Raw genomic sequence first — 12,618 nt, forward strand, 5'->3', positions numbered from 1 at the left:
TAATGGAAACTGCTCAGGCATGTATTGAGGTTGGATTACCTGACTACTTCATTGCAGGCGGTTCAGTCACACAACTGATTTGGAACTCACTCTCAGGTGAAAGACCACTCAAGAACGTTAAGGATTTCGATATTGTTTACTTCGATAACGCTAGTATCTCTAATGAAGAACGCTACAGCAGCCGAATTAACAGTATTGTGAAGCATGAAGTCCCAATTGATGTGGTAAACCAAGCGCGTGTTCATGAATGGTATCTTCATAGATTTGGTCAAACTATACCTGCATATACAAAAGTAGAGCAGGGCATTGATTCTTGGTTATCTGCATTTGCAATCGGATTTAAGTTAAATTCAAACGGTATAATGCGTGTTTACTCGCCTTATGGGCTATCTGATGCATTCAATAAAAGGGTAAAGCCAAATCCTATTGCAATGACACGCGAAAGCTATAATCAAATGGTCGGTGGTTATCGTAAGCGTTGGCCTGACATTACAGTGGAACCTTGGGAATAGCCAACTAACAAAGCATTTAAGAGTGACTCACAACGCTTGGCGATCTAAGTTTAAACTTGGTTTTAGTGTTTAAGGTGCAATGGTTTAGGTTAGGTGTTTAGCGTTGTTCGCACCTTAATGCGGCGTTATGTGATTGGAGGAAATATTATGAAAAATGCAGAAGAATTAGGATTTGAAACAGCGATTACATATTCAGTAATAAGTGCCCATACTCCAGGGAAACCGATCGAGTATTCCGGTATCAATACAGGCGACTCTGTAACGCTTCAATATGATTCTGAAAGAATTACAGTAACATCTGTTAAAGAGATAGCTGCGAAAACATACCAAGGTAAAATTAGTGGTTTTGAACCAAGTATTAGCGTCGCGTTCAAGAGCTTGCAGCTGGGTGATGAAATTGAGTTTAATGAGCATCACGTGTTCAGTTGTACAAGAGTGTAGCGATAACTGTCAGTAATCACATAACAAACTGTTCAAGAGGGATTCGCAACGCGTGGCATTTTTACTATGCGTTGGTTTTAGTGTTTAAGGCGGTATGCGGCGACTTCGGTATTGCGTTGCTCACCCCTTAACAGGGCGTTATGCGACAAGGCAAAATTTTTAGGTTTCTCTAAATTTAATCTCTTTGGCCAATCGTTTTTTGGTTTCGGCAAATCGACATTTTCGGCTCAAATTCTTGAATCACTCAAACCGTAAACATGCCAAAGTCAAAGTTCGTGAAGTTGCCTCAATTAAAAATCGCATTTGGCCGTAGAAAGTTTGTCGGGCGCAAAGTGTGGAAAGGACAAGTTTACGGAAAGTCAGTATTCGCTGAAATTTCGGCTCGTTAAGTTTCTCGCAAGCAAAAGCTAATTCTTCGCTTTCAAGCCGCGTTCAGCGCTTGTGGCGGACATTTTCTGGAAATGTTGAGTTCGTTGGTTCTTGAATCACAAAAAGTTATCTGTGTGTTTGTAGTTTTTCGTGTTTAAGGTAATGTTTTCGTTGTTCAATTTGGCGTTGTCGAAAATTCGCATAACAAACAATTCAAGCAGATTCGCAACGCGTGGCAATTTTGGTTTGCAGTGAGTTTTGTGTTTAAGGTGCAATGCAGCGGCTTGGTCAGTGCGTTGCTCACACCTTAACAGGGCGTTATGTGACAGGTATGAGATTCGAACACAAGAAAGTAGAACCAAACAATATTGATTTTCAGTCACTCGTGGCTGAACTGAACTCCTCACTTAGCCAGATCACTAATGATTCTGGCGAAAGCTCGTTTTCATCTGATGCTTTCGATTCGTCGAAAGATGGATGTATTGTGGTCTACCTAAGCAAAGTTGCTGTAGCGTGTGGGGTTTTTAGGCACCATCAAAATGAAGTCTGTGAATTAAAGCGAATGTACTCAAACAAACCTGGCGCAGGTGGTTATTTACTCAAACAACTAGAATGTTATGCGGTTGAAAAAGGTTATAAAAAAGCCGTCCTGTCTACACGTAGAATTAACTCAAAAGCGGTGAACTTCTATAAACGTAACTCTTATTCAGAGTCAGGTGAATATGGAAAATACGTTGGTGTAAAACGGTCAATTTGCCTATCAAAGGCGCTAGTCACATAACAAAGCATTTAAGAGGGATTCACAACGCTTGGCAGTTTTGGTTTGAATCAACTTTAGTGTTTACGGCACAATAGCTTAGGTTGGGTCGTGGCGTTGCTCACCCCTTAATGCGGCGTTAGCTCTCTTATGAATTTCATCACAAAATCAAAGAGTGTTGTGGGTTACCTTCTCTGTAGCAATCGATTCAGGAGGCATTATGAACACTAGGTTTTGCGAAAAATGTGGGAAGGACACTGAACACAAAGAAACAATGAAGCAAAAACCATCGAAATACGGCAAGTCCAAAAAAGAACAGTTCAAAGCGTTTTTAGATGGCTTCTTTAGTGGTTCCGCCGCTTCTTTACCTGGAGGTGCTTCTTTAGAGTTAACTGATAGGTATGTTGTTTGTACGATTTGTGGCAAAGCAACCATAGAAAATCATGGTCAAGAGTTTCAATAGCTTATGCGACATACAGAGAGCTAACAAAATGTTCAAGAGGGATTCGCAACGCGTGGCATTTTCGCTATGCGTTGGTTTTTGTGTTTAAGGTGGTTTGCAGCAACATCGGTATTGCATTGCTCACCCCTTAACATGGCGTTATGTTTACTTGTAATTCAAAGGTTTAATGGTCTTAGGCTCTAGTTCTTTGTCCCTTTGGCAACTCGTCCCTAGTAGACTCAGCAAATCCGCATTGTCGGTCTAAGTTCTTGAATCTCTCAGCCCGTAAAACATGCCAATGTTCGAGGGTTGCTTCATTGTCAGGTCGTGGCGGTTGGCTTCTTGTTTAACTGGCTCAAAGTCGCTTTTAGGTTCTTAGTCAATTGGCATTTTGGCTTGGCAGTTGCCTCGGCAATTTGCCATTGTCTGCACTTTGGTTGGAAAGAAAGGGCGCTTGTTGAAAGTTCGTTGGGTTGCCTCATTGGGCAAAGAAGTGGAATTACACGTTTTTGGTTAATCGCCTTTGGTAGCCAAGTTGGTTCTTACCTTGTGGTTTGCTTCAGAAAAGTAGTTAGAAATAGCAGTTCTTTCTCAAGTAAATCATGTGTTTGTGGTAGAACATAACAAGCAATTTAAGAGGGATTCACAACGCTTGGCATTTTTGCTTCTACTTCAAATTTAGTGTTTATGGCACAATGCTTTAGGTTTGGGTGGAGGCGTTGTTCACCCCTTAATTGGGCGTTATGCGACAAGGCAAAATTTTAGGTTTCTCCTAATTTAATCTCTCTGGCAATTCGTTTTTCGGTTTCGGCAAATCAGCATTGTCGGCTCAAATTCTTGAATCACTTAAACCGTAAAAAATGTCAAAGTTCGAGAAGTTGCCTCATTAAAAATCGTATTTGGTCACGGGAAGTTTCTCGGGTGCAAAGTGTGAAAAGGGCAAGTTCATGGAAAGTCGGTATTTGCTGAAATTCCGGCTCGTTGAGTTTCTTGCAAGCAAAAGCCATATCTTCGCTTTAAGGCAGCGCTCCGTAGTTGTGGCGGCCTTTTTACGAAATGTTGAATTCGTTGGTTCTTGAATCACAAAAAGTCATATGTGCGTTTGTAGTTTTTCGTGTTTAAAGTAATGTTTTCGCTAGCCAATTCCCCCTCTGGCAGGATAGTTGTCACTGTTAAAATTTAACCAGTATGGGTGGTAATGAGTGAACCTTGTCTCGTATTCCAGCAGAAAGAAAAGAAGCCATATTGAAGAAGCTACTGCCTCCATACTCCATGTCAGTAAGCCAATTATCAAAAGAAGAAGGCATTAGCACCGCGACCCTGTATCATTGGCGACAGCAACTAAGACATTCAGGAGCCGCAGTGCCAAACAGCAACACTTCAACAGAGCAGTGGTCTGCTCAAACTAAACTTGCCATCGTCGCCGAGACTTACTCGATGACCGAGAATGAACTCAGCCAATATTGTCGTGAAAAAGGTCTGTTTCCTGAGCAAGTCCAAAGCTGGCGCAGCGAATGTATGCAGGGGTTTATGTCGAGTAAAGAGCGGGAAGCGGAAGCAAAGAAGCAGGCCAAAGCGGATAAGCTTGAAATCAAAGAGCTTAAGAAGGAATTACGCCACAAAGAAAAGGCACTGGCTGAAACTGCTGCCCTGTTGGTTCTACGAAAAAAGCTCAGAGCCTTTTACGGGGAAGAGCCAGAGGACGACTAACCTCAACCGATGAAAGGCAGTACCTGATTGCTCTTATCCACGATGCCAAGCAAAGCGGTTGCCGCTTAGAACGAGCTTGTCATGAGGTTCAAATTGACGTGAGAACGTATCGTCGATGGTATCGACAAGGAGAGGTTCAGGCGGATAAAAGACCGACCTGTGCCAGAGCAGAGCCAGCTAACAAGCTCTCGCAGCAAGAGCGTGATGCGATTATCGAGGTATGTAACCGCCCTGAGTTTGCGAGCTTACCTCCGACTCAAATCGTACCAACATTGCTTGATAAAGGTGAATATATCGCCTCAGAGTCGAGCTATTATCGGATACTGAGTGCACAAGGACAACTTCATAATCGAGGCCGTCAGCGGAGTAGACAAAAGCAAGCGAAGCCAACGAGTTATACGGCGACAGGCTCGAATCAAATCTACACATGGGATATCACTTACTTGCCTTCAAAGGTTCGAGGCCAACACTATTATCTGTACGTCATTGAGGACATCTACAGCCGAAAAATCGTGGGTTATGAGGTGTATGAACGTGAGTGCGGTGAGTTAGCGTCACAACTCCTGCAACGGACGTTGATGCGAGAACAGTGCTTCAATCAACCGCTGGTACTTCACTCGGATAACGGTGCGCCCATGAAATCGCTGACGTTCAAAGCGAAGATGGATGAATTAGGCATTACCTCATCGTATAGCCGCCCAAGAGTCAGTGATGACAACCCGTATGTTGAATCGTTGTTCCGCACGGTTAAGTACGTGCCAAACTGGCCGACAAAGGGCTTTGAAACTCTTGACAGTAGTCGCAGTTGGGTTGAAGCCTTCGTGCGCTGGTACAACACTGAACACAAGCACAGTAAGCTAAATTATGTCACGCCTTCAGAGCGTCATAATGGACAAGATGAAGAGATCTTGAAGCGCCGAGCTGAGGTATTGCTCGCAGCAAAGCAGCGAAAACCTGAGCGTTGGCCTAGTGATATCAGGAACTGTGAACCAGTCGGTGAAGTTCACCTAAATCCAGAAAGAGAAGCTGCTTAATAAGCAAGCAAATGATGACAACTACCTTGAAAAACGCCGAATTTAGCATTGTCGAAAAAATCGCATAACAAACAATTTAAGCAGATTCGCAACGCGTGGCAGTTTTGGTTTGCAGAGAGTTTTGTGTTTATGGCGCAAATGCGGTGGCTTTTGTATTACGTTGCTCACTACTTAATTGGGCGTTAAATGGCATCTAGCTTTGGTATCACAAGAATAGTAAAGGAGTACAAGTGGATAATTTTTCGGAGAAAACTAAAGCTATCTATATACCATTTGTAAAACTGGTTTTTTTTACCCTTAGTAGCTTAATACTAATGAATTGGTTGTTTGGTGAGCAGCTTAGCACTTTGGCTAATCGCCACTTTTACTTATCCAGTTTTCCGTTTTTATTGTCAGCAGCTCTTTGTATCGTGATGGTAAAACCGTTAGGGATACTTACATATAAAGGTAATTTTAGTCGTTCATTAGTTCTTATCATCATGGTTTTTTATCTTTCTATGTTAATCACAATGGTACAAGACCTACCTCGTTGTTGTTCAAATGAAGTTAAATCATACAATGATCCCTATAGTCTGAATTCAAGTTCACACCAAGGAAACATAACTTTAAAGAACTACAATGTCATGAGGAACAAGATTATTGATAAAATTAGCCTTAACAGTAGATCTGCTAGGGGGGGGGCTATAATTTCAATTTCAAATCACGTCTCAGTTCCTTTAAATATAAGTATGACAGTCTGGGCTGTATTTCCTTTTAGTCAGGATATTAAAGCAAATTCAAGCGAGACAATGCTGAATTCTTCCATTCACGCCCTAAGGCATATGTCAAGGCAACATGTGAATAGTTATGACTTTTCTGATGTTAAGTACTTTAAATTGATCCCCGACTCTGATTATAGAGATAATTACATTAGTTCGATTTATGAGAAATACCCCAAGTTAAAAGGAAAGAAACTAACGATACTTTCTCCTAAAAACATAGAACTTAAGAAGTCTATATATATTAAGTTGGGTTTTTTGTTCTTTATATTGATTTTTGGAGGGATGTGTCTATTTGTTGTAATTGAGCTTCAATCATTGAAGCAATCAGCGAATGATAAGTAGTTCAAGCCATTTAACAAAGCATTTAAGAGTGATTCGCAACGCTTGGCGCTTTCGCTTTGCTCAAGTATAGCCAAACGTTGCTCACACCTTAATGCGGCGTTATAGCGATTTGGAGTGTATCTTGAAATCTGTATTAAATTTAGTTCAAATCCATTGGTTGCTATTTACTATTGCAATAGCCCTCATAATCACGGGTTTGTCTCTATATCCAGTGGAAAGTCTTCCTCCTGTTCCTGGCTCAGACAAAACTCACCATTTTATTGCTTATGGGGCTTTGGCATTTCCAATTTCGTTAGCTAGACCCAAGAAGTGGCTATTCTTGATAGTAGGGTTTTTAGCGTGTAGTGGGGTTATTGAATTAGTTCAACCATATGTAAATCGCTATGGTGAATGGCTCGATTTAGGTGCAAATGGTTTAGGGCTAGTGGTAGGTATCTTAATAGCGACTTTTGCTCGGTCGATGATTCTCAAGGAAAAATCGCAATAACAAGGCGTTTAAGGCGGATTCACAACGCTTGGCGGTTTCAGGTCCAGTCAGGTTTAGTGTTTAAGGTACAATGGTTTAGGTTTGGTGGTAGGCGTTGTTCACCACTTAACGCGGCGTTATACGCTCAATCAATTCGGAGTAAATAAATAGAAATGACAGGAAAGCAAAAGGTACAGGTAGTGGTTGATAAACCGACTTCTTACCAAACCTTGTATAAGAAAATAGATGCGACATCAAAGACTAGGTTTCAAGCTTCAAGGCGTCTAATTAAACACAACAAATATTCGACACTGACGATTGTTTTACTATCTTTGGGATTGATCTGCTCCAGCCAGACTGGACACTTCATTAAGCGACATTTTGCTGTTCAAAGTTAACTGGGCTTAGATACCCAAGAGCACTGTGCCTTCTCGTCCGATTATAATCAACCTCTATGTACTCGAAGACCGTTTGGCGCATCTCATCTCTGGTCATTATCGGTTCGTATTGAATCGCTTCTACTTTCATCGAATGGAAGAAGCTCTCAACACAAGCATTGTCCCAGCAGTTTCCTTTCCTACTCATACTTTGTTTTAGATTATAAGCAGTTATGAGGTCTCGATAATCTTTCGAGCAATACTGGCTACCACGATCACTATGAACAATAACTTCCTCTGGGAAGCCTCGACGGAACAGAGCCATTGATAATGCATCGCAGACCAGTGTTGCCGTCATCCTCGTATCCATCGACCAGCCGATTACTTGTCGTGAGTAAAGGTCAATGATCACAGCCAAATACAGCCAGCCTTCGCTTGTGGCAAGATACGTGATATCTCCCGCCCATTTCTGATTCGGGGCCGTTGCATTAAAGTCCTGAGCTAGCAAGTTCGGAGCTACAGGCATCTTATGCTTGCTGTCCGTTGTACACTTAAACTTGCGTGCCGCTTTCGGCGTTAAATCCTGACGCTTCATGCTGGCTGCAATGGTTTTAACATCATGGCTATCACCGTTCTCAGACAGTTCTTTCTGGATGCGCCTTGAACCATCTCTCCCCTTACTGTTGTCAAAAGCATCTTTAACCTTTGTATCAAGTTCTTGGCGAGTTGCTTCGCGTTGAATAGCCTTGTGGCGATGCTTAATCCAATAATAAAACCCACTTCGAGAAACCCTGAACACCTTAGCCATGCGGACAACACTGAAGCACAGCAGGTGTTCGAGCATGAATTCATAGCAATCTACTTTAGATTTTTCGCGAAGTAGGTGGCGGCCTTTTTTACGATATCTAGCTCTTCTGCTTGTTCTGCCAACTGCCTTTTAAGCTTGGCTACTTCAGCGGCTAGCTCTTGTTCTCGCTGACTGGTTGTGGTGTCTTTCTTTACAGTCTTGCGCCAAGCGTAGATCTGAGATTCATGTAAGGAGAGCTGTCTTGCTGCCGCAGCGACTCCCACGTTCTCTGCTAGCTTCAGAGTTTCGGCTTTAAATTCAGGAGAATGGATAATACGTTTCTTCTTGTTTGTCATAGTTCACCTCGTTAGTGATTGTACTCACTTAACTCAGTGTCCAAAACTGCTAGTGCGGATCACCTTTTGATATCTCTAGACCTTTCAAAGTGCTATTTGATAAAGCAGGTGCGGTGGAGTCACGATTAACCGATGCTCCAGCGCCAAAGCATGAAGACTTTCCTGCATATACAAATGGTGACCAAGGCTTAATCTGGGAACTTTTAGAGTGTGTAAAGTGGTTAAGCCGGGGTAAAAATGAACTAGCCAAATCTTACCTTAAGAAGTTGGCGGATAAGCTGTAACAGTTTGTATAACAAAGCGTTTAAGACGGATTCACAACGCTTGGCATTTTCAGTTTGATTCAACTTTAGTGTTTACGGCACAATGGTTAGGTTTGGTGGTCGCGTTGTTCACCCCTTAACGCGGCGTTATATTTAAGGAGTAAGTTTTGCCTCATTGTATTATTGAGCATTCATCGTCTATCGAATCGGTAGACTTGAATCAGAAAGTGTTTTTGGGTGCTTTAGAGTCTAATTTGTTTGAGCCAGATGGTAGCGATATAAAGGTTAGAAGTATTGCATATGAAAACTATCAAACAGGCTCCGCTAAAGAAGACGTTATTCACGTAACTTTGCGTATTCTTTCTGGTCGTAATGAACAAGACAAGTTACTTTTGTCTCATAGTGTCATGTCCAGGCTGAAATCAATCCAGTTAGTTAGTGCTTCATTAACAGTAGAGGTTGTAGATATAGACCGAAACAGTTATGCCAAGCAGATAGTTTAAATATAACAAACTGTTTAAGACAGATTCGCAACGCGTGGCATTTTTACTATGCGTTGCTTTAAGTGAATAAGTTGGTTTTCCGCGGCTTAGGTATTGCGTTGTTCACCCCTAAATAGAACGTTATGTTTCACAAGTTACCCTGAAAGCCTCGAATCTGATCAGTCCGTTGCTTTTGTCCATTACTTTTGGGATGGGGAGTCTGTACAAATCGGCAGCAATGCAACTTACGACAGAATATATTGGTGATCAGAAATGTATGATGCCCATTTTATCCGTAAATGGCACATTTCAAAAAAGAGGTTGTTACTCAACACGGCACCTTTTGTGATTAAAATCACTACAGATGGCTAGGATGATTTGATCTGCTTCGCGTTATCTTCATCAGAACTAATACAAGTTAATAAAATATTTATTGTTTCACCACAAGAGAAACGTTGTTTCAGGTTTCCTTTGTTCTTTTGTCAGAATAAATGTGGAGTTGAAGTTGAAGAAGTTCAAATTATCGGTAATTACCGCATCGGTGCTAGCCATTACTGGATGTAATGGAATAATCAAAGAAGTCGAAAGTCAACATGCTTCCGAAGTTCAATCTCAGGCAGCCAATGAGTTCGAGCTGGTGCGCCAGAATATGCTGAGTGGTTTTGTTGAGCGCCAAACCGACATAGCCGCTAGACAACAGAAATCAGTGTCGGAGCTAGCGCAAGAGTATGCTGACAGCATGGCCGCGGATGGCAGTTGGGAAGATATTGAATATGCCGACGAAGATCCAACTGGTTGGCAAGCCGGAGATCACCTAAGACGCCTGCGGATGATCGGCGCCGCTTTCGTGCAATCAAATAATGCCGATTTGGCGGATGCCGCTATCCGTGGATTGACCTATTGGCATCAACAAGATTTCAAAACCGGTTGGTGGTGGGCAGACATTGGTCAGCCTCAATTCTTGGGTGAAGTTGCTCTGATGTTGGGTGACCTTCTGCCGATGGAGCAGCGCTTTCAAACCGCGATGATCATGTCAGATACTCCTGGGGTCCGTAAGAGTGATAATGCTGAGACAACAGGTGGTAACCGTAGTGACATCAACCTGGTCGTAATCTACCGTGGCCTGCTGATCCATAGCAAATCTCTGGTTGGCGCCGCAGTAAAAGACATGGAAAATACCGTCAAACTCACCAATGGCGAAGGCATTCAGGCGGATTACTCTTTCCACCAGCACGGCGCTCAACTGTACAGCGCAGGCTATGGCGAAGTCTGGTTTGGCGCAACCTTGCGAGTCGCCTATATGGTCCGCGATACCGAATGGCGGTTTAGCCAAGAGAAGGCGGATATTCTCACCAACTTCTTCCTGGATGGCTGGCGCTGGATGAAGCGCGGCAGCCGTCTGGACTACAACACCTGGGGACGCGGTATCAGCCGTAGCAAACCAGAACTGACTCCTCTGGCTGAGTTACCGCCGTTAAAACTAAGCAATAATATCACCCAGATGGATATGGTGGCGGCATTAACTCCTGAACGCACAGCTGAAGCGATGGCCTTTAAAGCGCACGTTACAGGTTCCAGACATGGCGTACCTTCCGGTTTGAATGGCTTTAAACACTTCTGGCGCAGTGACTATTCCACCAAAATGGCCGATGGTCACTTTTTTGGCATTCGTATGAACTCCCAACGAACCTATCCTAATGAAAGCGGTAACGGTGAAAACCTGTTGGGCTATTGGCTGGGCTTCGGCAGCACATTCCTGGAACTGCGCGGCGACGAATACCACAACATTTTCCCGGTATGGAACTGGAAGTTGGTGCCGGGCGTAACCGCGCCTGAATATGAAGGCTTGCCGGATGACTGGGGTAAGGTTGAACAGCCAGAAGTTGCTTTCGTGGGTGGCGTGTCTAACGGCAATTATGGCGTAACAACCATGGATATGAACCTGGATACCAGTCCAGCCAAAGGTGATGCATTCAACACTAAAGCGAAGAAATCATGGTTCAGCTTTAAAAACGAGATAGTTGCGTTGGGCGCTGGCATCTCTTCAACATCCGCTGAAAATGTGAACACTACTCTCAACCAGACCCTGCTCAACGGTAAGGTGACGGTTGATGGTGTGGAAGTTGAAAACGGTGTACGCGAGATCAGCTCTGCCAACTGGGTGCACCATGATGGCGTAGGCTATATATTCCCGCAAAACGGCGAACGCCATCTGTCCAACCAGACGCGGAAAGGTAACTGGAAACGGATCCGCAGTGGATCTTCCGCCAATGAAGTCTCTAAGGATGTCTTCACCCTGCATATCAGCCACGGTGTGAAACCAAGTGACGCCGACTACCAGTACATTATTGTGCCTGAGCTAACCGCAGAGCAGACGGCGTCCTATCAGCAGATGATGCCAGTGACCGTACTGCAGAACAGCACCAGCGTACAGGCCGTGCGTAATTCCGATCTTAAGATCACTGGTGTCGTTTTCCATCAGGCCGGCAGCGTAGTGATCAGCGACGATCTTACGGTTTCTGTAGATAAACCAAGCGTATTGCTGGTAGATGAAAGTGGCGCTGAACCGATCGTAACCTTATCCACACCGGGTTTGTCTTACGCCGAAGTTAAGCTGACGCTGGACTCTAAAGCCAAGGGCGAAGCGGTAACTCGCATGGTGATGACACACGGCAAAACTGCGGAACAAGGTAACAGCGTAACCTTCCCGTTCTACCAAGGTGCGGAGAAGATAAACCAAGCTTTCAGGGATGAAATCAAGCAAGCAGAAGAAGAAGCAAGAGTCGCAGCTGAAGCCCAAGCCGCAGTTGTTGCCAAAGCGGAAGCTGCAGCCAAAGAGGCATCTGAAGCCCAAGCAAAAGCTGATGCAGAAGCCAGAGCTAAGGCCAAGCAAGATCTGGCAGCTGGCGGACTAGAGCTGAAAGTGACTCAGGACGCTTATGTGCGCGGTGGTAATCAGGCTGACAAATTCGACGGTATTGCTTGGGGGTTCATGGGGGTAGAAAATCACTACAATAACCCGGCACTGGATCATATAAGTATTCTTCGCTTTGATACAAACGGCCTGACGGGCTTAAAAGCGACTTCCGCCAAATTAAAGTTGCATATCCGAGGTGTTGACACCCGTCCAGACAAAACTGGCGGTAATAAAGACACCCGCTTGCAGGCTTTTGCTGCAAACGCCGGCGACTGGGTTGAAAAAGAAAGCATCACTTGGAATACTCTACCTTCCACCGATGGCGCCACAGCATCTGGCATTGCCACAGCCAGCCATGGTCAAAGCCAGAAATGGATTGAGCTGGATGTAACTGATATCGTCAACAAATTGGACAGCAAGCGTTCACTGGATCTGGTTCTGGTTAATATCGACGAGAAAGGTCAAGGCGGTTATGTCGGTTTATCTACCAAAGAGCACAGTGGCGGTAAATATACACCTCAGCTGCTAATCCAAGGTGACTTGGAAGAGCCGGTGAAATAAGTTCTTAAGGAGGAACTGCCGAGGAGTGTAGTGAACAGAGC

Annotated in this window: 11 protein-coding genes and 1 pseudogene; 11 read left to right on the forward strand and 1 reads right to left on the reverse strand. The window is 43.9% G+C overall.

The annotated features are described in order from the left end of the window. The first annotated feature begins 2 nt into the window (after positions 1–2). The 8 genes from L9Q40_RS20775 (at position 3) to L9Q40_RS20810 (ending at position 7,232) form a co-directional block, all read left to right on the forward strand. Entirely contained in the window at positions 3–512 is a 510-nt protein-coding gene (locus tag L9Q40_RS20775; protein WP_498794479.1) for a nucleotidyltransferase family protein, read from the forward strand. Positions 513–659: 147 nt separating this feature from the next. After that, positions 660–953 carry a hypothetical protein gene (locus tag L9Q40_RS20780; RefSeq protein ID WP_498794480.1) on the forward strand — a complete coding sequence of 98 codons (294 nt, stop codon included), beginning with the start codon at positions 660–662 and terminating at the stop codon, positions 951–953. 700 nt (positions 954–1,653) lie between these two features. Continuing rightward, positions 1,654–2,103, forward strand: coding sequence for a GNAT family N-acetyltransferase (locus L9Q40_RS20785; RefSeq protein ID WP_140137367.1), 450 nt, complete (start codon positions 1,654–1,656; stop codon positions 2,101–2,103). A 196-nt stretch (positions 2,104–2,299) separates the two neighbouring features. Then, positions 2,300–2,542: a hypothetical protein gene (locus tag L9Q40_RS20790; RefSeq protein ID WP_014232280.1), complete on the forward strand. Its 243-nt coding sequence runs from the start codon at positions 2,300–2,302 to the stop codon at positions 2,540–2,542. A 1,188-nt stretch (positions 2,543–3,730) separates the two neighbouring features. Continuing rightward, positions 3,731–5,265, forward strand: a protein-coding gene (locus L9Q40_RS20795; RefSeq protein ID WP_498793765.1) for an IS3 family transposase whose coding sequence is annotated in 2 segments (ribosomal slippage) — positions 3,731–4,184 and positions 4,184–5,265 — 1,536 coding nt in all. Because the reading frame shifts where the segments join, the coding sequence is not laid out codon by codon here. A 230-nt stretch (positions 5,266–5,495) separates the two neighbouring features. Beyond that, positions 5,496–6,368: a hypothetical protein gene (locus L9Q40_RS20800; RefSeq protein WP_158133723.1), complete on the forward strand. Its 873-nt coding sequence runs from the start codon at positions 5,496–5,498 to the stop codon at positions 6,366–6,368. Between the two features lie 121 nt (positions 6,369–6,489). Further along, positions 6,490–6,855 carry a VanZ family protein gene (locus L9Q40_RS20805; protein WP_038217559.1) on the forward strand — a complete coding sequence of 122 codons (366 nt, stop codon included), beginning with the start codon at positions 6,490–6,492 and terminating at the stop codon, positions 6,853–6,855. A gap of 152 nt (positions 6,856–7,007) precedes the next feature. Beyond that, complete coding sequence (locus L9Q40_RS20810) at positions 7,008–7,232, forward strand: hypothetical protein (RefSeq protein ID WP_498794481.1); 225 nt, start codon at positions 7,008–7,010, stop codon at positions 7,230–7,232. On the opposite strand, the gene L9Q40_RS20815 is transcribed toward L9Q40_RS20810, so the two are convergent. Then, positions 7,204–8,354 (reverse strand): IS3 family transposase gene (locus L9Q40_RS20815; protein WP_140369639.1). Its coding sequence is split into 2 segments (ribosomal slippage): positions 7,204–8,111 and positions 8,111–8,354, totalling 1,152 coding nucleotides; the frame shifts between segments, so codons are not numbered across the junction. The genes L9Q40_RS20810 and L9Q40_RS20815 overlap by 29 nt on opposite strands. A gap of 62 nt (positions 8,355–8,416) precedes the next feature. On the opposite strand from L9Q40_RS20815, the pseudogene L9Q40_RS20820 reads away from it, so the two are divergent. The 3 genes and pseudogenes from L9Q40_RS20820 to L9Q40_RS20830 form a co-directional block, all read left to right on the forward strand. After that, positions 8,417–8,638: pseudogene (locus L9Q40_RS20820) on the forward strand (hypothetical protein); the annotation flags it as partial. A 146-nt stretch (positions 8,639–8,784) separates the two neighbouring features. After that, positions 8,785–9,120, forward strand: coding sequence for a 5-carboxymethyl-2-hydroxymuconate Delta-isomerase (locus tag L9Q40_RS20825; protein ID WP_498794482.1), 336 nt, complete (start codon positions 8,785–8,787; stop codon positions 9,118–9,120). Between the two features lie 484 nt (positions 9,121–9,604). Beyond that, positions 9,605–12,577 carry a polysaccharide lyase family 8 super-sandwich domain-containing protein gene (locus tag L9Q40_RS20830; protein ID WP_498794483.1) on the forward strand — a complete coding sequence of 991 codons (2,973 nt, stop codon included), beginning with the start codon at positions 9,605–9,607 and terminating at the stop codon, positions 12,575–12,577. The last annotated feature ends 41 nt before the right edge of the window (positions 12,578–12,618 follow it).

This window comes from Allocatenococcus thiocycli (genome assembly GCF_921292965.1).
GTDB classification, from domain to species: Bacteria; Pseudomonadota; Gammaproteobacteria; order Enterobacterales; family Vibrionaceae; genus Vibrio; species Vibrio natriegens.

Excerpts from the sequence above, each read along its gene's own strand:
- L9Q40_RS20775 (WP_498794479.1), top strand. The coding sequence starts at position 3 with ATGGAAACTGCTCAGGCATGTATTGAGGTTGGATTACCTGACTACTTC.
- L9Q40_RS20780 (WP_498794480.1), top strand. The coding sequence starts at position 660 with ATGAAAAATGCAGAAGAATTAGGATTTGAAACAGCGATTACATATTCA.
- L9Q40_RS20785 (WP_140137367.1), top strand. The coding sequence starts at position 1,654 with ATGAGATTCGAACACAAGAAAGTAGAACCAAACAATATTGATTTTCAG.
- L9Q40_RS20790 (WP_014232280.1), top strand. The coding sequence starts at position 2,300 with ATGAACACTAGGTTTTGCGAAAAATGTGGGAAGGACACTGAACACAAA.
- L9Q40_RS20810 (WP_498794481.1), top strand. The coding sequence starts at position 7,008 with ATGACAGGAAAGCAAAAGGTACAGGTAGTGGTTGATAAACCGACTTCT.